Annotated in this window: 18 protein-coding genes and 1 pseudogene; 9 read left to right on the plus strand and 10 right to left on the minus strand. The window is 36.4% G+C overall.

The window, feature by feature from the left end:
• Together PLA12_08890 and PLA12_08895 are read left to right on the plus strand one after the other, a co-directional pair.
• Positions 1 to 1,211 (plus strand): hypothetical protein (locus PLA12_08890; protein ID HOQ32614.1); only part of this gene is annotated, 1,211 nt, incomplete at its 5' end.
• A 30-nt stretch (positions 1,212 to 1,241) separates the two neighbouring features.
• Complete coding sequence (locus tag PLA12_08895; GenBank protein HOQ32615.1) at positions 1,242 to 2,651, plus strand: hypothetical protein; 1,410 nt, start codon at positions 1,242 to 1,244, stop codon at positions 2,649 to 2,651.
• On the opposite strand, the gene udk is transcribed toward PLA12_08895, so the two are convergent.
• The 4 genes from udk to PLA12_08915 are packed head-to-tail and all read right to left on the minus strand — an operon-like array spanning position 2,631 to position 5,987.
• The gene (gene udk / locus PLA12_08900; GenBank protein HOQ32616.1) at positions 2,631 to 3,275 is read right to left on the minus strand and encodes a uridine kinase; all 645 of its coding nucleotides are present in this window, start codon (positions 3,273 to 3,275) and stop codon (positions 2,631 to 2,633) included. The genes PLA12_08895 and udk overlap by 21 nt on opposite strands.
• On the minus strand, positions 3,263 to 4,291 hold the full coding sequence (locus PLA12_08905) for an iron ABC transporter permease (GenBank protein ID HOQ32617.1): 1,029 nt from the start codon (positions 4,289 to 4,291) through the stop codon (positions 3,263 to 3,265). The genes udk and PLA12_08905 overlap by 13 nt, the downstream gene beginning before the upstream one ends.
• Complete coding sequence (locus PLA12_08910; protein ID HOQ32618.1) at positions 4,288 to 5,082, minus strand: ABC transporter ATP-binding protein; 795 nt, start codon at positions 5,080 to 5,082, stop codon at positions 4,288 to 4,290. Before PLA12_08910 ends, PLA12_08905 begins: the two co-directional genes overlap by 4 nt.
• On the minus strand, positions 5,079 to 5,987 hold the full coding sequence (locus PLA12_08915; GenBank protein HOQ32619.1) for a helical backbone metal receptor: 909 nt from the start codon (positions 5,985 to 5,987) through the stop codon (positions 5,079 to 5,081). The genes PLA12_08910 and PLA12_08915 overlap by 4 nt, the downstream gene beginning before the upstream one ends.
• Before the next feature lie 188 nt (positions 5,988 to 6,175).
• Here PLA12_08915 and PLA12_08920 point away from each other — a divergent pair, with 188 nt between their 5' ends.
• Positions 6,176 to 9,658 carry an alpha-amylase family glycosyl hydrolase gene (locus PLA12_08920; GenBank protein HOQ32620.1) on the plus strand — a complete coding sequence of 1,161 codons (3,483 nt, stop codon included), beginning with the start codon at positions 6,176 to 6,178 and terminating at the stop codon, positions 9,656 to 9,658.
• A gap of 8 nt (positions 9,659 to 9,666) precedes the next feature.
• On the opposite strand, the gene PLA12_08925 is transcribed toward PLA12_08920, so the two are convergent.
• Positions 9,667 to 10,383, minus strand: coding sequence for a hypothetical protein (locus tag PLA12_08925; protein HOQ32621.1), 717 nt, complete (start codon positions 10,381 to 10,383; stop codon positions 9,667 to 9,669).
• Positions 10,384 to 10,578: 195 nt separating this feature from the next.
• On the opposite strand from PLA12_08925, the pseudogene PLA12_08930 reads away from it, so the two are divergent.
• The 5 genes and pseudogenes from PLA12_08930 (at position 10,579) to PLA12_08950 (ending at position 16,238) form a co-directional block, all read left to right on the plus strand.
• Positions 10,579 to 11,595, plus strand: a pseudogene (locus PLA12_08930) (DUF1559 domain-containing protein).
• A gap of 200 nt (positions 11,596 to 11,795) precedes the next feature.
• On the plus strand, positions 11,796 to 12,443 hold the full coding sequence (locus tag PLA12_08935; GenBank protein HOQ32622.1) for an OmpA family protein: 648 nt from the start codon (positions 11,796 to 11,798) through the stop codon (positions 12,441 to 12,443).
• A 257-nt stretch (positions 12,444 to 12,700) separates the two neighbouring features.
• Positions 12,701 to 13,954, plus strand: a complete 1,254-nt coding sequence (locus PLA12_08940) for an aspartate aminotransferase family protein (protein ID HOQ32623.1) — start codon at positions 12,701 to 12,703, stop codon at positions 13,952 to 13,954.
• Between the two features lie 14 nt (positions 13,955 to 13,968).
• Complete coding sequence (locus PLA12_08945; protein ID HOQ32624.1) at positions 13,969 to 14,958, plus strand: inositol monophosphatase family protein; 990 nt, start codon at positions 13,969 to 13,971, stop codon at positions 14,956 to 14,958.
• A gap of 11 nt (positions 14,959 to 14,969) precedes the next feature.
• Complete coding sequence (locus PLA12_08950; GenBank protein ID HOQ32625.1) at positions 14,970 to 16,238, plus strand: FAD-dependent oxidoreductase; 1,269 nt, start codon at positions 14,970 to 14,972, stop codon at positions 16,236 to 16,238.
• Positions 16,239 to 16,247: 9 nt separating this feature from the next.
• On the opposite strand, the gene PLA12_08955 is transcribed toward PLA12_08950, so the two are convergent.
• The 5 genes from PLA12_08955 to PLA12_08975 form a co-directional block, all read right to left on the minus strand.
• On the minus strand, positions 16,248 to 17,411 hold the full coding sequence (locus PLA12_08955) for a hypothetical protein (protein HOQ32626.1): 1,164 nt from the start codon (positions 17,409 to 17,411) through the stop codon (positions 16,248 to 16,250).
• A 136-nt stretch (positions 17,412 to 17,547) separates the two neighbouring features.
• Complete coding sequence (locus PLA12_08960) at positions 17,548 to 18,249, minus strand: hypothetical protein (GenBank protein HOQ32627.1); 702 nt, start codon at positions 18,247 to 18,249, stop codon at positions 17,548 to 17,550.
• A 111-nt stretch (positions 18,250 to 18,360) separates the two neighbouring features.
• Positions 18,361 to 19,065, minus strand: a complete 705-nt coding sequence (locus PLA12_08965; protein ID HOQ32628.1) for a glycosyltransferase family 39 protein — start codon at positions 19,063 to 19,065, stop codon at positions 18,361 to 18,363.
• A gap of 102 nt (positions 19,066 to 19,167) precedes the next feature.
• Positions 19,168 to 20,571, minus strand: coding sequence for a sulfatase (locus tag PLA12_08970; GenBank protein HOQ32629.1), 1,404 nt, complete (start codon positions 20,569 to 20,571; stop codon positions 19,168 to 19,170).
• 11 nt (positions 20,572 to 20,582) lie between these two features.
• Positions 20,583 to 21,314 carry a carbon-nitrogen hydrolase family protein gene (locus tag PLA12_08975; GenBank protein HOQ32630.1) on the minus strand — a complete coding sequence of 244 codons (732 nt, stop codon included), beginning with the start codon at positions 21,312 to 21,314 and terminating at the stop codon, positions 20,583 to 20,585.
• 364 nt (positions 21,315 to 21,678) lie between these two features.
• Between PLA12_08975 and PLA12_08980 the strand changes: the two genes are divergently transcribed.
• A complete protein-coding gene (locus tag PLA12_08980; GenBank protein HOQ32631.1) occupies positions 21,679 to 22,647 on the plus strand; it encodes a hypothetical protein in 969 nt (322 codons plus the stop codon).
• The last annotated feature ends 4 nt before the right edge of the window (positions 22,648 to 22,651 follow it).

The following is a 22,651-nucleotide window of genomic DNA, read 5'->3' on the forward strand; positions in this document are numbered from 1 at the left end:
AAGAAAACACCCAAGCCGAAGAACCTATTAGAATTCAGTCAACAATGACCCCGGCTATAGACATAGAAAAACAACAACAACCTGTTTCTCAGAATACCGTTGAGATTAACTCGTCCTTAAAAGAGATAGAAGTTTCCCAATCTAATGAAGACCAAACCCAAGAAACATTGCCCAATGAAGATACTGAGGAAGAAGAAAAACCATCTCCTTCCGCCGAACCTTTTGACAAGGTTAAATTAGGGATGAATTATGAAGAAGTTGTGAGTTTATTAGGTGAACCAGATTATTTAATTACGCAAAGTAGTGATAAACAGATGAAGTTATATCGTTGGAACCGTGAAGAGAAAGTCCTATATGGTAGATTTGAAAATGGCATATTGAAGCGGTATTCTGGCAGAGCCGAAACAAATGAAAATATCCCTAATCCTTTGACTCGTGAATTGTATGACCAATTAAAAGAAGGAATGGAACTGGACGAAGTAGTGGCAATACTTCAAAGGGCAGGAACCCAGGTTAGTTCTGATAATAAAGGAGGCAATCTTTATTTATGGACAGATAAAGCAGGGTCAAGCTTTTCAGCACGATTTGAAAATAATAAACTGGTAAGAAAAAGTGGATTTTATGTTCGACCTGCTCCTGTCATTGAAAATCAAATAATAGAAGAAACACAAACAGATGAAATTTCAGAAAGCACTGTTGAAGAAAATACAGCAGAAGAAATAGAGACAAATCCTACGGAAGAAAAGGAAGAGGAACAACCACAAACCGTAGAGGAACCTATATATCAGCAACCTAATCGTATAACCCCACAATCTGTTAATAGACAGCAAATGCAGACAAAACCTGAAAATCGAAGGATTATATATGCAGGTTCTCCAAAAAAGTATTCAGATGAAAATGATTTTATAAAGCAATCTTCAATAAGAAGAAAAGTAAAATTACCCAATTATACATATCAAATAAGAGACGGTTCGTATGAAATTAGAATATATAATCCTTTAGACACATCTGTAAAAGTCGGACTGCGTTCCGGGAAAAAAGGGAAAGATATATCTATTCCCGCAGGGGGTGAAAAAACAGTGAAAGTTCCACGAGGAAATTATCAGTTTGTTTATATCCGGGATGATGCCCCTACCGAACTCCAGCAAGGAGGAACGGTTCAGATTGATGGCTTATTTGTTGGTGACATTGAAGTCATGCTGCTTAAATGATACCTTTATTTAATTTTCAAGGGAATAAATATGTTGAAAAACACGGATATAAAAATTAAAGCCGTTGCCTTATACTTTATTCCTGTTCATACACGAGTTCCCTTAAAATTTGGAAAAGAAACTTTAACAGAAGTTACATGTGCCCGTGTTGCATTGCGAGTAGAAGATAGAGAAGGGAATTCTGCCATAGGTTGGGGAGAAACACCTTTAAGTGTCCAATGGGTTTGGCCCTCTGAACGACCTTATGTGGAGCGTTATCAACACATAGTCTCTTTTACACGAAAAATAGCTCATCTCTATAAAAATTTCGATGTATCTGGACATCCCATTGAAATAGGTTATTCCTTTATTGAGCAGGTATTGCCTCGTGCCTTAAAACAGTTCAATTCCGGGAGTATGACTGAGGCTATGCCCCGTCTGGCAGGATTGGTTTGTTGTTCTCCATTTGACCTTGCCCTTCATGATGCTTATGGAAAATTACATCAAATACAGATATATAACACCTATAATGATGAATTCATGAATTGGAATCTCGCTGAATTTATAACCCCTGCTATAGATAAAAATATTTCTTTTTCTAATGTATATCCACAACAATTCTTAAAATTTCCATTACCCGAAAAAATATTAGCATGGCATTTAGTAGGGGGACTGGATTGGCTCGAGGAGGAAGAAGTAACAAAACGGATAGCAGATAATTATCCATGTTCGTTAAGAGGATGGATACGACAAGATGGATTGAAGTGTCTAAAGATAAAACTTCGTGGTAATGATGCAGCCTGGGATTATGACAGAATTGTTCGCGTTGGAAATATAGCCCTGGAAGAGGGCGTATGGTGGTTAAGTGTGGATTTTAATTGTACTGTGCTTGATGTAGGCTATGTTGTAGATATTCTTGACCGTCTGATGAGGGAACATCCGCGTATTTATGGAATGATTCTTTATGTTGAACAGCCCTTCCCTTATGAATTAGAAGAATATCCTTTTGATGTTCGACCTGTTTCTGTAAGGAAACCATTGTTTATGGATGAAAGTGCCCATGACTGGCGGGTAATCCTTCGTGGAAGAGAATTAGGTTGGTCGGGTGTTGCTTTGAAAACTTGCAAGACACAAACAGGTGCTTTGCTATCTCTATGTTGGGCAAAGGCGCATGGCTTACTTCTTATGGTTCAAGATTTAACCAATCCGATGTTGGCTCAAATACCCCATGTCCTTTTAGGTGCCCATGCAGGGACAATTATGGGTGTGGAAAGCAATGGTATGCAGTTCTATCCAGAAGCCAGTTTACCAGAAGCAAAAATTCATCCAGGGTTATACCGAAGACAGGATGGTTGCCTAAACCTAACAACTTTACAAGGTCCAGGTTTTGGTATGCGTGTAGAGGAAATAAAACGAGAACTGCCCCATACGGATTTGGTATTAGGGGATATTGATGTGTAAGTCTTTCATTATTTTCTTGAGAGAAGGATAGCATAAGATTTTTTTAAGAGATGTGTTTAATTCATTTCCGAGGACAATCAAATCAGCAAACCGACTTGATGGCTGAATATATTTGATATGCATAGGACGGACTGTATGGATATATTGAAAAATGACCTGTTTTAATTTCCGTTTCCTTTCAGTTAAGTCTCTATCTAATCGTCGGATAAATCGCAAATCACTATCCAGTTCGATAAATATTTTTAAGTCTGCAATATTGCGTAATGAAGGATAAAGTAAAGTATGCAAGCCTTCTACAATTAGGATTGGATGGGGCTGTATCAGAAGCGTCTTTTTCTTTCGTGTATGAGTTGCAAAATTGTATTGTGGAATATGGACGCATTGTTTTCTTTTTAATTGCGATAAGTGTTTAACCAGCAATTTATAGTCAATAGATTGGGGGTGGTCAAAATTATACTGCTCCCGCTGTTTCATAGAAATATGCGAAAGGTCTTTATAATAATTATCGGAAGAGATAATAACAGCAAAAGGGAAGAAAAACTCCTTTAAACGATTTGCAATCGTAATCTTTCCAGAAGCAGAACCCCCGGAAATTAAAATGATGTATGTGCTTATATCATCCATTCTTTAAAATTCTTCCCAAACAATATATAGAGAAACGCAGGAACACCAATCAATGTTGTAATTATACCCACAGGTATCTCCGTGCGGAATAATTTTCTGGAAATAATATCGCAAAATAGCAGAAAGATAGAACCAATTAAAGCACTGTATGGAAAGACCCACCTGTGTGATGAACCTACAAAATAACGGGTGATGTGTGGGACAATTAATCCAACAAATCCGATAGGCCCTATTTCTGCAACAATAACAGCAGTCAGAATAGAAACAATAATAAACAGATGTGTTTGCAGTTTTGCAATAGTAATCCCCCGTGATTGAGCAATTTCTGCATCAAAAGTATATTGGTCTAATGCAGAACTATAACTCCACAACAAGAAAAAAGCAGGTATGGAGATAATAGATACTACGATTAGAGACCGATACCCTAAAACCTGTGTAGAGCCAAACCACCATCGTTCCATGAATACCAATTTATCAGGAGATGCCCAATAACGAAGGATAGAAATAAAAGCATTTGCTAACATTCCCAAAGTTATCCCACAGAGCAGAAGCAATGTGGCCGATATTTTTTGCTTTGTTTTTATTAAAAGTAGAATAAAAAAAACTTCTCCAACAGCAAAGACAAATGCGAACAAATGGGATAGAGGTATAGGAATAGTAGAAATAGACGATAAAAACGAGTTCATACCCAGAAAAGATATATAAGCCCCTAATGAAGCAAAACTGGAAGTTCCTAATGTATAAGGTGTCGCAAGAGGGTTCCGCAACAACGCCTGAAAGGTTACTCCTCCTATAGATAGTCCTGCACCAACAAGAATGCTTATTAAGGTTCGTGGGATGCGATGAAAAAGAACAATTTCTATTGCCAGATTGTTATTAGCTGGGTCATAGTGTCTTATTTCCTGCCATAATCTTAAAGGAGAGATAGGTTCATACCCGATGAAAATACTCAATGGAATGAGCAATGAAAACAATAAAACGAAAAAGAAAAATTTAACTTTATGACCCTGTTTCATGGATTTTCTTTCTGTTCTACTTCAATAAGCAATCCTTTGGTAAGAGGGTGAATACCTACCCAGAAGGATGTATTATAAGCATTATTCAAGTTATCTATTGTGAGGGTTTCCTCTGCGTTTCCTTGAGCGATAATCTGATGACTCGATGATAACAGGATAAATTCATGGGCAAAGCGTGCAACTATATTAATTTCGTGAGATGCAATTACTACCGTATAACCTTCTTTACTCAATTTCTGAAGATGGTGAAGTGTCTCTGTTTGATGAGGCAAATCCAACCCGGATAAAGGTTCATCCAATAGAAGTATTTCAGGCTCTTGAGCTAGAATACTTGCGATAAGTGTCCTTTTGCATTCTCCACCAGAAAGTTCTGAGTAAAGACGGTCTTTCAATTTGTTTAAATTCATAATATTCATGCATTGCTCTATAACTTCATAATCTTTTTGAGTAAGACCAGAAAAGATAGGCTTTCTTGGAAAGCGTCCCATGGCAATAATTTCAAAAACAGTTAACGGAAAAATCGGAAAAATATTCTGGGGCAAAAAAGCAATTTTTTTTGCTCGTTCCCGAGCATGTAGAGAACTAATAGGTGCCTGATTTAAGAATATTTTTCCCTGTTTTGTTGGAATAATACCTGCTAATAACCGTAAAAGTGTGCTTTTCCCAGAACCATTAGGACCTACAAGAGCAGTTAATTTCCCCGAAGCGATTGAAAATTGGATGTTTTCAAATAACCGCTCTTCGGTATGATAACAAAAGGATAGATTTTCTGCTTTTAGAACTGGGTTCATAACCCTAATTCTACTTCGGGATGTAATAAAGTCGCAATTTTTTGTGCAATATCACAAATACGAGGTCCAGGACGCATACCATAAGATTCAAGAATAAAGTAAATACGACTTTTTTGAATTGCAGGAACAGAATCCAATGCTTTCCAATCTAAAAACAAAGCATCCAATTGTTTTTGAGTAAGATTTTCACCACAACGAAATTCAACAATCACCTCCGGTGCTTTTGATAGTACCTGCTCTGATGAAATTTCCAAATAATTTTGTGTTGAGTCTTCAAACACATTTTTACCCCCTGCTAATCTTAAAATTTCCGAAAGGAAGGATTGCCCTCCGGCTACTTGTATCGATGACAAATCACGAGGTTCCCTGCCTACAACAAGTAATGTGGGAACAGGGGCTAAATTTTTTGTCATTTCCTCTAACTTTTGAAAATTGTTTTTCATTTCTGTTATGAGATATTTCGCCTTATTCTTGGTATGAGTGATATCCCCTATGAGAGTAATACCGTCATAGATTTGTTGCAAAGTGTCCATAGGTATAGAGTGATATTGTATGCCCAATTGTTGAGATAATTCTTTAAGTTGTGGAATTTCGCCAGAAACAATAATTGTGGCAGGTTTTAACGAAGTGATTTTCTCAAGATTAGGTGATAAATAACTTCCGATACGATTAATATTTTGGGTCTCTGGCGGATAATCATCAAAATCACCAATTCCTTTCAATTGCTGATTTGCTCCAAGTGCAAAAATAATCTCTGTAATATTAGGACCAATCGAAACAATACCGCTTTTTTCAGGGCGAGAAGAACAAGCAATGCCGATGCAGATTAAAGGGCAAAAGACGATGGAAAAATAGAAAACTTTTAATCCCGTATCGAAACGGTCTTTACAAAAAAACAACATCATATACTACCTCTTAACCATAAGTATGAAACCGATTCTAAACCAGCCCATGAAATACCATAGCCTATATATATTATAATCTATTGATTTTATAAAATACATATTATATAGAAAATTATATAGAAAAGCGTTTTTGCTTGTTATGGATTAATTCAAGGCAAGGTAATATCAGAAAGGATTGTAGCATAACGATGGAATTTGTAAAGAAAAATGATTGGTATCCCCTGAGTTTCCTATGGAGAAAAAAATCGTGGGATACTTGGGACCCTCAAAAAACTTTTCAGAAATTAGATAAAGATATTTCTGAAAAAGAAAAAAAAGTTTTGTGGGTTCGTTCCTTAGTAGAAGAAGTAAATCGTATTTATTCTCACCGTCCGGGGTTCTCATATTGGTCTCAGGGGGAATTGCGTTCCCTGGAAATAATTACCGAGGTATTCCGTTACATTATTCATTATTATAGCCAGCAAGTAAAACCATTACCCATGCTGGATTTGGGCGAAAGTCTGGAAAAGGAATGGGGCGACAAAATCATTCGATTATTAAACGAATGGTTAGATGAATTTCCACCAGAAACTTTTTATCGGCAGGGAGTAGATGCAAACGCATTTTTTACAAAAGAACCTCGTGGAAATTCTCAATACGAAATTTTATGGCAGGAATATCTCTTAGGGTGGATTACAAATCAGAATCCTGCGGTAAAAAAATACAAAATTTTGTTTGATGATGAATCATTAAAAAAAAGACAGCCTTTATATCCCGATTCTATTAACAAGGCAGAGTCCATTATTCAACAATGGCCACCTTTGAAAGAAACAAATCGCTCTTTGTGGGATACGCTATGGGAACCTATAAGGGCATGTCCCAATTCTCTGGAAGAACAATTAGATTATATTCGTAAAAATTGGAGTTTTTTTCTGCCTCCCTCTTTACTTACAGAGTTAAACTTTGTATGGGGTATTATTCAGGAAGAGCGACAATGGCGTGGATTTGGCAAAGGTCCTGTGGATGTCCTTGATTTGCGAGTATTAAAAGGAATGGGTTATGAGGAATACGAGGCGTTTTCACCTGACCGTGATTGGATGCCCAATCTGGTTTTAATTGCCAAATCTATATATGTATGGTTGTCCCAGTTATCGAAAAAATATCAACGAGAGATAAAACATCTGGATGATATTCCAGATGAAGAATTAGACCAGTTAGCACAATGGGGGTTCTCCGGATTATGGCTTATTGGAGTATGGGAACGCTCAGAGGCGTCTAAGACTATTAAACGGTTAACAGGAAATCCAGAAGCCTTAGCCTCCGCATATTCCCTGTTTGATTATGAAATAGCACGGGATTTGGGCGGAGAGGAAGCATTAAAAAGATTGCAAGAACGAGCCATGCAAAAAGGAATACGCCTGGCAAGTGATATGGTGCCAAATCATTTTGGTATTTATTCCCGTTGGATTATCGAACATCCAGATTGGTTTATTCAGATGCCTTATCCGCCATTCCCTTCCTATCGGTTTCATGGCCCAAATTTATCCTCACATCCGGATATCTGTATTCAAATAGAAGATGGATATTGGGACCGTTCCGATGCAGCAGTCGTATTCAAATGGCAAAATTATCGGACGGGTGAAGTAAGGTATATTTATCATGGTAATGACGGGACACACATGCCCTGGAATGATACCGCACAATTAAATTTCCTTATGCCCGAAGTGCGAGAAGGAGTAAAAAGAAATATTCTTCATGTAGCGAGAATGTTTCCTATAATCCGTTTCGATGCGGCAATGACCCTTACAAAACGGCACTATCAACGATTATGGTTTCCGGCTCCCGGCGAAGGTGGGGCAATCCCATCCCGTGCTGAATGCGGTATGACACGCGAAGAATTTGATAAACATTTCCCGAAAGAATTCTGGAGAGAAGTTGTTGACACAATTGCCGAAGAGGCTCCAGATACTTTGTTATTGGCAGAAGCCTTCTGGTTATTGGAAGGTTATTTTGTGCGAACATTAGGTATGCACCGCGTTTATAACAGCGCCTTTATGAATATGCTTAAAATGGAAGACAATGCCAAATATCGGCAAACCATTAAAAATGTATTGGAATTTAGTCCCGCCGTATTACAACGATTTGTTAATTTTATGAACAATCCCGATGAAGAAACGGCTATTGCCCAGTTCGGTAAAGATGATAAATACTTTGGAATTGCCATGATGATGGTAACCCTGCCCGGCTTACCTATGTTCGGGCATGGTCAGATAGAAGGGTTCGCAGAAAAATATGGAATGGAATATCCGCGTGCCTATTGGGATGAAACTCCGGATGAAAATCTTATCCGACGGCATGAAAGAGAAATATTCCCGTTAATGAAGAAAAGGCACATATTCAGTGGTGCTCAACATTTTGCCATGTATGATTTTATTACCCCTCAAGGTTGGGTAGATGAAAATGTCTTTGCTTATTCAAACCGTTCCGGTTTAGAACGAGCACTAATTCTATACAACAACGCATATATTACAACACGGGGTCGTATTTATCGTTCAACATCAATTAATGTAGGACCCGCAGATAATCCCAATCTCATTACACGAACTTTAGGCGAAGCATTAGGATTAAAATCTACACCGGGTATTTTTTATATCTTCCATGATTTGCGAAAAGGATTGGATTATATCTATTCCGGGGCTCACCTTTGTGAACATGGGATTTATTTGGAACTACAAGGTTATGAATATGTCGCTTTATTGAATTGGCGGGAAGTTTATGACCGCGATGGTATCTGGAGCAAAGTTGCGGATATTCTATCCGGTAAAGGAATTCGAGATATAGAAAGTCTATATCATGAGTTCCTGTATTCAGATGTGATAGGACCCCTGGAAGAGGTTATAAAACCGGAGTTTATAGGTCCATTGATAGATGGAGAAGAAGTAGATGAAGAAAAATTATATACGGTTTTAGAACATTTCTGGTCTGCCTCCGCGAAAAGAATCCAATATCCATTCCCTATAAGACCATGGGTTGAACATTCTGTAAAGGAGTGTATGGATATTCATCATAGATATATTGAGTTTTGCAAATTGGGAGATATGCCCGAAATAGAATCCTATCTCGGCACACGACTTGCATTTCATAGTCCAGAACAGAGGAGATTATCGCGTATATTTACAGTATGGAGTTTGCTTCGTAATCTTGGTGGACTTTCTCTTATGTTAATAGGTCCTCCTTCGTATGAATCTAATGAAATTGCTTCAATAACTGCCCAATGGCTAAAGGAATGGCATTTGACCGATGTTATAGCAAGAGGTTTCGCTAAATTGGGTCTTGATGAAAATTCCGCAAGGAAAGATGCCGAACTTGTTCGTATTAGCATTGAACATTCAACACATTTAATCCGATTACAATACGGTCCCTGGGCTCCTTATTTATATCCTATGTTCTCTGATAAAGGAGTTCAACAAGTTCTTGGAATTCATGAATATGGGGGACGAACATGGTTGATAAAAGAAAACTTTGAAGATTTGCTTTTTATGCTTTTCGTTGCATTATGGTTATCTCGTTATCCGTGGAACGATAAAGCCAAAAAAGAATTATATATTTGCCTTGAAAACATCCATGAATTAATAATGTCCGCCTCGGAAACAGAATACGATTTCAATTGGCTTTTTGAATCAATTAAATAGATAAAGACTTACTTGGGAATGGCAAGATTTTTATTTGCAGTATTCCAGATTTTTAAATCGTCAAAACAACCCGTATCATCAAACGACCCCAATCCAATTTTTCCCTTTACAAATGTTTTATCTTCTGTTGCCATAATGGGCTTTTCCATGTCATCATAATAGACTTCAATCTTTCCCGTTTTTGTATCACGTACAATCGTTATCTGATGAAAATCCTGTGCCCAATCAGCTCCTTTTGTGCGTTCTTTTGCAATAGATACCCGAGGTTCATTATTTACAAGAAAAATAGAATGGGCATGGTCATCGGCTTTTGTTGCAATGTGTACATAATAAAAATGGGTTGGGTCCTGATAACCAAAGAAAAAGCAAAGGTCGCGATGTCCATATTCTTTTCCCGTTTGTTTTGCACGAACTGTAAGAGTAAAATCTTCAAACTCTACATCCTTGATTAATGCAATACTTTTAGGCGAACGAACTGCGGGTTCATACTTGCTGGGACCTGTTAAGCATAAAAGATGATTGCCCTTGTCATCTTTTGAAACAGTCCATGCATTCGAATCCGTCATTTCCCAATGCTGAGAACCCTGCTCAAAATTTTCTTCAAAAATCGGTTTGTTCCCATCATTAGCAAAAGAGTTGGAATTCAGAAATCCGATGAAAGAAAGATTCAAAAAAGCGATTAGCAAAATATAATATTGTTTACACTGAGTTTGGATTTTAAACATTATAAATCTCCTTAAATTTCTGTTTTATCATTAGATAGATTATACAAAATCTTCTATAAAAAAAGCACTCACTTCCGAAACGAAAAATCTTGATTTTTTGGAAATAACAATAATATAATAAAATCCATAATATTGTTTCCTTTTGTGATGGGGATACAATGATATAATCAAACTTTATAACGAAGGAAGTAAGATATGAAGAAAAAAGGTTTTACTCTCATTGAACTTTTAGTTGTGATTGCCATTATTGGAATTCTGGCAGCAATACTGTTACCTGCCCTTGCCCGAGCAAGAGAAGCAGCAAGGCGTTCCAGTTGCCAGAACAATTTAAAACAATGGGGACTTGTCTTCAAGATGTATTCTAATGAATCGTCAGGAGGAAAATATCCACCGATTCAAATAGAGGTAGCACAACGAGATGATAATGGCGCCTGGGCGTCTTTTATTGCTGCGGGACCTCGTGTGAAGTCTATTTACCCCGAATACCTTACAGACCCGGCTATAATAATCTGTCCATCAGATGCACAAGAAACACTAAATTCATTGAAAGGTAGAAGTTATCCAAGTTTGGGAATAACCGAACAAGATTATCATATCGGTTATTATCTAAATTGGGATGATGGTGTTTCTGCAATTGATTCAAGTTATGCCTATTTTGGTTGGGTATTTGACCGTTTAGAACAAACCCCAGAGTAATCAACTACAGTAGGTGCTATTCCAAGTTTACAATTAATTTTCCAGGTGATAAGTGCCAATGTGCCTAACTTAAATAGTTCAACAATTGTTCCCAAACAATTACCTTTTGCAATTCTTCAATTAATTTCTACTCCGGGTGTGGTTGCTTCCTTAACCAGTCCACCGGGACCTGACCCCAGTGTTGTATCTCGTGCAGCAGACAGCGATGTAACGGGCACTTATATGGTTGGTGAAGGAAATGGAGGTGGAAATACGCTTTATCGTTTGCGTGAAGGTATTGAAAGATTTCTCATTACAGATATTAATAATCCAGCGGCTTCATCGAAAGCTCAAAGTGAAATTTTTATTATGTTAGACCAATTAGGTACATCAGGCACAGCTGTGTTTTTCAATCATATTCCCGGTGGTTGCAATGTGCTATATCTGGATGGTCATTGTGAATTCATTCGCTATCCAACTAAAGCCCCCGTTAATGAGGCTGTTGCTAACATAATGTCTTTGTTTGTCGTTACATGAAAAAACGATTTGGGAATAACAATTTGATTTTTTGGGTTTCATTGTGTTAAACTCAAAAATAAGTCAAGAAATAATTTTGTAAATAATACTTGACTTGTAAGTATAAAATATGATTTAATAAAAAAATTGTAGCCGTGAAGGATGCGGCACAATAAAGAAAGTTAACCGTAAAATACGAACCCAACATAAGGAGGGAATGTATGAAAAAACTTATTACACTCACAATGATTGGTTTACTTGTTTTAGTAGCAGTGCCTGCAAAGGCTGCAAAAGTTTGGGATGACATGTCCTGGTGGGGAAACACAGGTGCAACACCGGAACCTGTAGCAGATTCACAAGGTCGTTCAGGTTATTGGTGGTGGCCTAAAGAAGCGGCTTCAAACAATAATGATTCTGAATTATGGGGCAATCGTGGTATTGTCTATAGTCAGTGGCAGAAGCCAGCTCCTCCTGCTCCTCCTGCTCCTACTCCTCCACCACCAGCACCTCCAGTTCAAAAGAGAACAGCCCCTGTATTCAACCATGTGTTGTTTGATTTCGATAAAGCAATTTTGAAACCCGAAGGAAAAGCAGTTGTAGACGAAGTTATCGCCTACATGAAGAAATATCCGACGGACAAAATTACAATCGAAGGTCATTGCTGCAACATTGGAACAGATGAATACAATATGGGCTTAGGGCAACGCCGTGCTGATGCGGTGAAGAAGTATATGGTTGAAAATGGTATTGATGCAGGCCGCATCACAACCATTAGTTATGGTGAGAGCAGACCCGCAGTTCCCAATGATACACCGGCGAATCGTAAATTGAATCGTCGTGCTGTATTCGTAATTACAATTGGAAACTAATACCGGGACATGGTATAAAACGGAAACTTTCTAAGTTGTGCCTGAATATAGGTAGGCACGCTGAAAAGCGTGCCTACTTTTTTATTTACTCGTTATATCAGAAAAATAAATCTCTTTTATTCGTTTATTGATATATCTATTGCTTTATTGCGTCAGGTTTGCAAATAGAGAACAATATAAAACATAATATCATCAATATTTTTCCTCTCTTTTTTTTACAATGAACTTTTTAATTTATGAATAGAGGTGTTTTATTTATGACTATTTTTCATCCAGATGAAGATAAGGGAAACCAATATCGGGAACTATGGACGAAATATGTAGGTCGCGGACAACAAACCTATACCCCATCTCAAATTGTAGTTGATAAAGCACAAGGGGCATATCTATGGACCCTTGATGGACGCAAATTAACAGATTTTACCTCCGGTGTTTTGGTAAGTAATCTGGGATATGCTCATCCTAAGTTTGAAACGAAATTTAAGGAATATTACAAACAATTGCCAAGAAATACCTATAACATGATTTCACCAGTTCAGGTGGAGGCTTCAAAGAGATTGATTGAAAGTTTTGGATATTCCAAAGCACAAAAGATATTATGGGCTGCAAGTGGTTCCGAAGGAATTCAAAAAGCAATGTGGTCTGCTTTGCACCGTTACCCAGAACGAAATATTATTGTGGCGACAAGACATGGATTTCATGGTAAAAAAGGATTAGCGGCAGATGTAACCGGGGATACCAGTCCTAACCCCAATGTCCGTTGGATTTCTTTCCCTATGGGAGAAGGTTACGAACAGGATTTTTATGAAAAGGAATTAAATCAACTTTGGGATAATCATAAGGGAAAAATTGCTTTATTAATTACCGAACCCTATTTAGGAGCGAAAGGTTCTTATCATCCTCCGAAATGGTATCATCAACTATTACAACATTGGTGTAATGAACATGATATACCATTTATTTTCGATGAAGTCCAGTCTTGTTTTGGTAGGACAGGAAATATGTATGCATTTCAAACCTATGGTGTTGAACCCGACTTGGTAGTATTAGGAAAAGGAATGGCAAGTGGTGAACCTGCATCGGCTGTTGTAGGGCGAGAAGATTTAATAGAGGCATTAGACTACGGTGAAGCATCAGATACTTTCAGTGGAGGGAGTTCAGCATGTTGTGCCGTATGTGCCACTATGGATGTCTTTGAAGAAGATAAAATTGTTGAACATGTAAAGAAAACGCAAGGAAAATTGAAAGATATATTAATGAAATTAAAACAAGAATTTCCTTTTATTATGGATGTAAGAGGAGAAGGTTTTGTATACGGCGTTGACTGTGTATCCCTGGAAATTGCGAACAAGTGTGTATTGGAAGCATATTACGGAACTGGAAAAGAAGGCGTGCACTTTTTGGGTCCTTTAGCCAAAAAAGTTATTCGTATAAGTCCTCCATTGATTATTACTGAAAAAGAATTAGACCATGCCTATCAACTTTTAATCTCCGCATGGAGACGGATATAGCAAGGATTTTATGAATGGATAATCTCGGCAAAGAATTAGCTAGATTGATGTGGCAAGTAAGTATTTTTACAGAGACGGTTGCTACTCTGGGAATGGAAAATACTCAAACAAAAGAGGACTTTTCTCCTGTTACCCTTGCAGATTTAGGGGCTCAAATTATGGTTAGTCATTGGTTAAATACACATTTTGAAGGAGAGCCACTAATTGCAGAAGAAACAGTAAAATCTTTGCCCGAAGCGAACCGTGATGTTTTTATTGATAAATTAAAAAATGTATTAGAACCCTTTTTAGAAAAATTAAGCCAAAAGAAAATAATAGATTACCTTGAATTAAACTGCTTTTCAACGAAAAAAGAATCGTATTGGGTGTTAGACCCTCTGGATGGAACGAAAGGGTTCATTCGGGGAAATCAATACGCCATTTCATTAGGACATATCAATAAGGGGACAATTGATATTGGAGTTTTAGCCTGTCCCCGTTTGCGTTTGCCCCATTTATCCGAAGAAGATGACCGACAAGGTTGTCTATTCTTTGCAGAAAAAGGGGAAGGAGCATGGGTGCAACTTTATGATTTTTTCTCTGTCCCTATTCCTATTCATGTTTCCCAATGTAAAAACCCCGAAAAAGCCATATTATTCCGTTCTTACGAATCAAAACATACCGATGTTGAGAAAACCAACCGATTTTGTGAAAAAATGGGAATGAAATTGTCTATTCCTGTGGATAGCCAGGTAAAGTATGGGTTATTAGCATGTGGAGAAGGTGAAATTATTTTACGATTTACTCCACCTGACAATCCTAATTATCGTGAAAAAGTATGGGACCATGTCGGAGGTGCCATCATTCTCCATGAAGCAGGAGGAAAAGTAACAGATGTTTTCGGTAAAACGTTTCAATATAACGGAGAACCTTTACTAAATAATTCCGTAGGTGTTTTTGCGTCCAACGGATATTTGCATGATATTGGAGTAAAGATATTGCAAGAGATTATGGGAGAAATATAGGAGAGGAATAAATGAAAATTGCAGTTGTTGGAGCAGGTATTGCAGGATTGACCTGTGCTTATCAACTTTGTTCGAAACATAAAGTCTATGTGTTTGAAAAGAGTAATCGCCCGGGCGGTGGTATCTTCTCTATTAAGTATAAGGAAGGGAATATAGATAATTATGTCGATTTAGGTTTTAATATTTACAATCGTGCTCATTATCCTAATCTCGTAAACTTACTTGACCAATTAAAACTCCGTTCCCAAGAAGTGCCTAAAAGTGTAATTATTAATCACCCCAATAAAAAACTATACTGGTGTTTGGGAGATAATGAGCAGAGTTTCTCCTCTACAACGGCATACCTGAAGCCAATAAATTACAAAGTTTATTCTTTATGGCGGAATTGGAAAAAACAATGGAAAGACTTTTTAGAAAAAAAAGATTTAAAAACATCTTTGTCAGAGTATCTTAAAGAAGAAGGTATTTCCCCAGAGGTTCAAACAAAATTCGTTTTACCATTAATACAGTCTTTCTGGTGTGGGTTAAAAAGCAATTTGAGTGATATGCCCGCATATTTCCTCTTTTCATATTTAAGCAAATTAGGATTATTAGAAGGAGATGAAAATGCCCAATGGCGTATTGTTCGTGGGGGTGGTTTTCGAATTATCAGTCAATTGGTGTCTTCTCTAATTAACCCGGTCCGATTTCAAACAGAGGTTGTTAAAATATTTCGCCGTCCAGAACATATTGAGATAATTACAAAAACAGGAGAAAAAGAAACTTTTGATGCAGTAATTCTTGCTGTACATGCAGATGATGCCCTGAAATTATTAGAAAAGCCTACACCCTCTGAAGAGCAAATCCTTTCTTCTTTCGGATATGAAGAATTTGATGTCGTGGTTCATACGGATGAAAGATTTATTCAAACCCCGTCAAAGGAACCAGCCTCATGGTATATTCAAGTTAGTGATACCCCGAACAAAATTCCACCTGTAATAACCTGGAATTTAAATCATTTGCAACAATTATCAATAAAAACAAACTTGTTTCTTACCTTTACCCCTCAGGGCAATAATGTGCCAAAAGAAAAAACAATGACCGTGTTACACAGGAAAGCCCCCAAACCTACATGGAAAATGCTAAGTGTTCAAAAAAGATTTACAGAAATTAATGGTGTTTGCAGAACATATTTTTGTGGAGATTATTGGGGTTGTGGAACGCTTGAAGATTCGCTTGAAAGTGCATTAGAAATTGTTCCATTGATTGAAAAACAACAAGCCCGTGCTCAAACTATATGATGAGTAAAACTACCGTTTCCGTATTCGGGGAGCATGCACTTTTATATCCGGTTGATTTGAATTATCGTTTTGGGGCGTTGGTGTGTTTTCAGGATTTTTTAGGGTAGATGTTTTATTCAAATATTCTTTCCACCAATCTGCCCACAACTGAGGGTTCGGACCTAAGTCTGCCCCTGTTCTTTGGCGTAATATCGAAGAAAATTTTTGAGCCAAACCAGGATTTCTACTCATTACTTCTATTGAAAAAGGGACAATAATTTCAAGAGGATAATTACATATTCGGTCAGAGATATATTCAAGCACCCGTTGCGATACCGAAATCTCACCCAAAAGAATCCGTCGAATATACTCTTCCGCCGAACTACCCCCATACTCTAAAATCGCATAAGCCGCTGTTAATGATACAGAAACAGAATTATATTGTAATAGTTGAACCCACTGTTCTAAGGATAAACAATGGGGCATATTGGCAAGAGATTGAACGCAAGTATATTGAATTTCTTCCGATTGTGTTGCTTGTATTTCATTCCACAATATCGGGACAGATTTTTCTGATTTTATTCTTCCTAACGCATAAATAATGGTTCGTTTCTCCACCAAGTCCTGAGGATTTTCTTGTAGAGACGCAATCAGATTTTCTTCCAGTTCCTCTTTCAAATAGGGCAAAATTTGGTTTATTATCAGAGCCTGTTCGGGGGTTCCTTTACCGAGGTAATGTATTATTTTTTGAGTAAAACTCTGTGAGTCATTAGCATAAAGTTTTTTACATGCTTTTAACCTCATTTCGTCAGATAGTAGAAGAAAAATTTCCTCAAACTTAGGTGTCATATTAACGCCTTTAGAGGCAATCAATTGTTCTTTTAACAGAGGTTCTGATGTTTGGGAAACAATAGGATGTGTAGATATATCATCTTTAAATAACAAATTATCAAAGTCAAAGGAAGGAGGCTCTGAAAAAGTCGGATGTAGTTCAAAAAGGACAGTTTGTTGTAACTGCTTTAACCTTTCGATAGTTTGTTCTATATGAGTAGAATGCAAATCAGTTTCTAATGATGCCGTATTACTTTTTATTTCTTTTAATTCCTCACCGTAGGCGGAAAAAACAACAATGGCAGAGAGAGATAAAAAAAATAGAAGAATAAAGAATATATAATTATTTGAGATTTTGGACATGCAAAAAAATTTGTTCTTAAATTGGAAATTATCACAAATATTTCTTGTATCTAATTTTAACATGGAATAAAAATACAATGAGAAAAATATACTTATAAAATTATCTTAAATATTGTTATTAAAAATAATCCCCTTTTTATTCACTATAATACATTGCAACCCAAAATTTATTCACAGGATAGATTTTTAATTTATCAGGTATCGTTAAGGTCTTTATTACTTTTTCATATTTGCGTGGAATTAAGATAATCCGTTGTGTGTTGGTTTTCTCTGCTAAAAAGTTTGTAATTGTTTCCATAATATTTTTCAGGGCTGTTTGGGGGTCAAGACCTTGTTTTTCGGGCAATTCTTTTTCGGGAACAGGTATGTGTGTATAAAACTCAAAACCATTGAGATTATTTGATTTTATACAATAGAATTCCGGTTGATGAAATTGACTTAATAAAGGCTGTATATCATTGGCTAATTGCTTCATATCTTTCTCATTGGGATAATAGGCAGAAAAACCTTTGGCGGATATAATAAGTACAGAGTTAATTACCGCTATAATTACGAGTTTTTTCACAGAGATAAAATTGCATTCCATAGCACTCTGCAATACTCTACCCATCATTATGGTTAGAGGTATAAAAACGGGAAGTATATACAAAGTTAACCGAGACTTGCTTACTAAGAAAAAAATAAATGGAAATACAAAGCTGGCAATTAACAAAAACCATTGAGGTTCAGAACACGAAAAAGAGAAATATTTCCCATTATCTTTCTTGTTTCTGTATAAAGCATAAAGTAATAGAAATAGCCAAAAACCTGTCCCAAAAATAACAGGTAGGAAATACATAGGAAAAACCTTATACCATTCCGGATTTCTGTCAAATTCACCTTCAGCAAGCCTTCCCACTGTTTCGTGAAATAGCCAGTACTGTAATAGTCCGGGATATTTTATATTTTCCTAGAAATACCATGCAATACCTACGATAAGAAAAATAAATATACCAATGGGCGAGATAAAATACCATAATTTTTCTTTATAAACAAGCCACCGCCATAAACAGAAAGGAACTATCCCCATCAAGGGTATAAAACCCATAGGACCTTTCGTTATACAACCCAAACCTATACCCAGCCAGAATAAATATACAAACCAACGGCTTTTTGCTTGGTAGGCTTTCCAGAAAGCGAAAAAAGTTAGGGAATGCCACAAAACAAGAAGTGTGTCCGTCGATATAGAATTAGCCCCTCCCACTAAAAAAGGAGAACATGAATATATAAGAGCGGAAATAACTCCTGTAGGCAAATCCCATAAAGATTTCGCAAAAAGATACACAAAAACCACTGTAAGAATAAAAGCAGGGATAAGATAAAAACGAGCACCCCATGTGCTATTATCACCAAAAATAAAAAGCCCAGAAGCAATAGCCATGTAAGTTAATGGTGGCTTTGTCCAATGATGTTTCCCGTGCAATACAGGTTCTAAAAGATTTCCAGACTGCATGGTTTCCCAAGCACACAAAGCATACCTGCCTTCTGTGGTTTCATATAAGCCACGACTTCCCTGAAATAAGGTTACGCATAAGAACGACAAAATTAAAGCAAAAAAAAGAAGTGAAGATGTTTTGTTAGAAAGTATTTTTGAAGATAAATTTTCAGAAGACATAATTAAAATAAGTTTAAGTTAAAGTTAATGAAGGAAATTATAAAACTTGTCTATAACGAAAGTAAAGTATTATAAGTAATACGATAAAAGTGAATTATATATTTACAGATACCCTTGTTTTTCCAGTTGTTCTTTTAATTCCGCTGGTAATGTCATTGTGTTTTCTGATGTAGGTATTTCCTTTTTGTGAGAAGTACTCTCAATTGGTTCCATTAATTCAGAAACAATTTCAGGATGTCTTTCATATACATTGGTTAATTCCTTAGGGTCTTCCGTAAGATTGTATAATTCAATTTTATTTGTATTTCTGTCCAATATAAGTTTCCAAGGATATTTCATAATTCCCTTTAGGTTTAATCCCATATCTTTCCATGGACCCCATGTAACCATTTCAATCCTTGTGCTTTTATCTTTTTCTTCTAATAGATTGTAACCTTCGAACTGTGAAGGTGGAGGCAAATCAACCAGAGAAACAACTGTTTTCGCAAAACCAGCGATAGAAATAGGTGTATCTATTTTTTTAGGTTTTATTCCTCTCCCATGAATAATTACAGGCACACGAATTTGTTCTTCATAAAGAGAAGTTCCATGTCCAGCCCCCTTATGTTCCCAAAATTCTTCACCATGGTCTGCAAGAATGAAAAAGATTGTATTAGGATATTTTTTCTTTATGATAGTTACCAATTTCTCCACTTCTGCATCAGTAAATCGTATTTCTGCATGATACCTTCTTCGGAGTTCCTTTTTTTCCTGTTCTGTAAAATCATGAGATGGAGGTTCCGAGCGTTTTCCAAGGTTGTAATATACAAGTTCCATTAGGTAATTAATAATTACATTGGGCGCTATATATGTCTTATCAACAACGGCACCATCTGAATTCTTTAGTAAATTTAAATATTGAGACGGTGGATTATAAGGTAGGTGGGGGTCCATAAAATGGCTATAAAGAAAAAAAGGACGCTTTGTTTTATTAACAAATTGAATGGATTTCTCCGTTACAAACGAAGCCGGTGCATCATTTTGGAAAATAAAATGGTCCTCACGAAATCCCTGTGCAAAACCCAATAATGGAGCCAGGTTAGCGTTGCTTTGAACTGCGTATGTCTCATATCCCTGTTGGGATAAATATTCCGGAAGGGTAGTAAAGGTATCGTTCAGAACATCACTTACAGGTGCATTGGGGTCCTCATTTCTAACACTATATCGAACGCCATGTTTTTCCGTAGGTAAACCCGTTAACAAAGTTGCCATTGTAGGCTTTGTCCAACTGCAAGGTGTTACCGCACAAGAAAAATATATAGATTTTTGGGCAAGTTTAGATAGGAAAGGTGTAATGGGGTTAGGTTCTACATCAGGATTAATACAATCTGCCCTTAATGTATCTATAAGTATAAATACAATATTAGGCTTTGAAACATAATTTTTTTGAAAGTAGTATCCAAAGAGGATAATTACACTACCTATTGCAATGATAAATATTATTAAAAAAATTTGTCTAAAAGACATAACAAAACGGATTAAGTTTCTGTTTCAATTTCAAGGTCATAAACGAATGTTTGTTCTCCCTGTAGAGGGCATTGCACCAACCATCTGCCTTCGGGGGACATTATTCCGGAAGGACAATTGATTACACCATGTTCAGATGCAGAATTTACAGTTACTATGTAGCATTTACTTTCCCGAGCCCTTAGTCGTAAATTAATATCATAATAAGGAAGGTAAGTCTGGTCTATGCCTGTGTTTATAAGATGAAAAATAATCTGTGCCCCGCGTTTTCCCAACTGATACGATAACCTTGGGTCCGGGTATGGACCAAAACCAGGTGCCACCCATAAATCATTTCCCAACAAACATCCAAAATTTATTCCCTTATACTTAAATAATCGTAATTCTTCACCAGGACGACACCATTTACGGTCCTCTTCTGTTGGAACCAGTTTTTCCTGTGTTCCTAAAAGTTTCCCTTCATCTGTATAAATTCTCGCTTGAATGTATGTATTCCCATCCATTCGCACACCCGTTCCTATAATGCTTGAAACATAAGATTTTTTGCATGCTGAAGCGATTTGTTTCCATGCCTCTGTAGTTCGGGTATCACTAAAATTGTTGTTATATCCTGTTAAACTCATTTCAGGAAAGATGATAATATCACAATCTCCCTTCTGTATATGCTCAAGTATTTTAGGAAGGTTTTCTTTCTTTGTATTTGCCACTTTCATTTGAACGCCTTTAATTCTTAATACAGTCATAGGATACTCCTTATTATTTAAATTCCATAAATATATTATCTCAAAGATAATGAAATGATTTAAATTTATAAAATTTATCTTCATATACAAAATAACATTATTCTTATTTAGAATATGCCGTTTTATAAAATTTTGTCAGTGTTTTTCTAAATTCCCAAAAAAATATTTTTTGAAAAAAAGTTTGTATAATTTATATAAAAAAATTGATATACATGACTATTTTTTTATATTATATAATGTTAGAGATTTTGTAAAGGTTGGTATATGAGTAAATTTGCATAAAGACTATTTAGAAGAATATATTTTTTACTAAAGTGATAAGAATAATTATAACAGGAAGGCTGTAGACAATTAGGATATAAAATTGCTTATTAATCAACCCGAAAATAATGACCCATTAGAAGCCATAGAAAAGGAGATTATTGAGTGGGGAAGATATTATGGAGAAATTTATCTCCGTTTTTCCCAGGTAATAGACCGTCTAAAGGATAAACTTCCCCGGTTAAGAATGCTTCTGAGAAATCGCAAGAATTTAAATACATATTTTCAAAGGGTTCAAGAGACTTTATCGAAAACAACCACGCGAGAAGAACAATTTTTGTTACAGAGAAAAGTTCTAAACCAGGTTCGTGAGATGCGTTCGGCATTAGCCCATTGTTATACCGCTATAATTGCTTTTGAAGATGCTTTTGACCGAACAGTAGCGATGATAGAAAGATTTCCTGAGGATACTGTCTCTTTGACAACTGTTTCCCCGCAATCAACTGAGAAAATGGTTTCTGAAGAAGAATTATTACAAGAATTGCAAAAGGTTCATGGTTTGATTTCGGGTATTGATGCTGTTCAACGGGGTGTCGAATATTCAGGAGATTTAAAGAAAAAAGAAGAAGATAATTGGGAAAAATTAAGAATTGGGGATATCTTGCTAAAAGAAGGGATAATTACGGAGGAACAATTGAACAAAGCTCTTATATATCAAAAACAAAGTAGTTATAAAGAACATCTGGGAACGGTTTTAGTTCGATTAGGTTTTGTGGATGATACAACAATTGCAAAAGTCCTCGCAAAACAGAGTGGCTATCCTTTTATAGAGGATTTAAGAAAAGAGATTGTACATTCCATAGCCTTAAGAGTTATCCCGGAAAGAATGGCAAGACAACATGAATGTATGCCCATACAAATACGAGGAAATACTCTTCGAGTGGCAATAGCCAATCCCTATAATTTATTAGCATTTGAAGATTTAAAATTGGCTTCGAATTGCACTCTGGATATTATAATAGCCCCACGAAATCAGATTATTTCTATGATACAAAGATATTATGCTTCGTAGTAAA

The organism is Candidatus Hydrogenedens sp. (assembly GCA_035378955.1).
Lineage (GTDB): Bacteria > Hydrogenedentota > Hydrogenedentia > Hydrogenedentales > Hydrogenedentaceae > Hydrogenedens.

What these genes read in the sequence shown, in the direction of transcription:
- PLA12_08895 (HOQ32615.1), top strand. Translation starts at nt 1,242, where the DNA reads ATGTTGAAAAACACGGATATAAAAATTAAAGCCGTTGCCTTATACTTT.
- udk (HOQ32616.1), bottom strand. Translation starts at nt 3,275, where the DNA reads ATGGATGATATAAGCACATACATCATTTTAATTTCCGGGGGTTCTGCT.
- PLA12_08905 (HOQ32617.1), bottom strand. Translation starts at nt 4,291, where the DNA reads ATGAAACAGGGTCATAAAGTTAAATTTTTCTTTTTCGTTTTATTGTTT.
- PLA12_08910 (HOQ32618.1), bottom strand. Translation starts at nt 5,082, where the DNA reads ATGAACCCAGTTCTAAAAGCAGAAAATCTATCCTTTTGTTATCATACC.
- PLA12_08915 (HOQ32619.1), bottom strand. Translation starts at nt 5,987, where the DNA reads ATGATGTTGTTTTTTTGTAAAGACCGTTTCGATACGGGATTAAAAGTT.
- PLA12_08920 (HOQ32620.1), top strand. Translation starts at nt 6,176, where the DNA reads ATGGAATTTGTAAAGAAAAATGATTGGTATCCCCTGAGTTTCCTATGG.
- PLA12_08925 (HOQ32621.1), bottom strand. Translation starts at nt 10,383, where the DNA reads ATGTTTAAAATCCAAACTCAGTGTAAACAATATTATATTTTGCTAATC.
- PLA12_08935 (HOQ32622.1), top strand. Translation starts at nt 11,796, where the DNA reads ATGAAAAAACTTATTACACTCACAATGATTGGTTTACTTGTTTTAGTA.
- PLA12_08940 (HOQ32623.1), top strand. Translation starts at nt 12,701, where the DNA reads ATGACTATTTTTCATCCAGATGAAGATAAGGGAAACCAATATCGGGAA.
- PLA12_08945 (HOQ32624.1), top strand. Translation starts at nt 13,969, where the DNA reads ATGGATAATCTCGGCAAAGAATTAGCTAGATTGATGTGGCAAGTAAGT.
- PLA12_08950 (HOQ32625.1), top strand. Translation starts at nt 14,970, where the DNA reads ATGAAAATTGCAGTTGTTGGAGCAGGTATTGCAGGATTGACCTGTGCT.
- PLA12_08955 (HOQ32626.1), bottom strand. Translation starts at nt 17,411, where the DNA reads ATGTCCAAAATCTCAAATAATTATATATTCTTTATTCTTCTATTTTTT.
- PLA12_08960 (HOQ32627.1), bottom strand. Translation starts at nt 18,249, where the DNA reads ATGTATTTCCTACCTGTTATTTTTGGGACAGGTTTTTGGCTATTTCTA.
- PLA12_08965 (HOQ32628.1), bottom strand. Translation starts at nt 19,065, where the DNA reads ATGTCTTCTGAAAATTTATCTTCAAAAATACTTTCTAACAAAACATCT.
- PLA12_08970 (HOQ32629.1), bottom strand. Translation starts at nt 20,571, where the DNA reads ATGTCTTTTAGACAAATTTTTTTAATAATATTTATCATTGCAATAGGT.
- PLA12_08975 (HOQ32630.1), bottom strand. Translation starts at nt 21,314, where the DNA reads ATGACTGTATTAAGAATTAAAGGCGTTCAAATGAAAGTGGCAAATACA.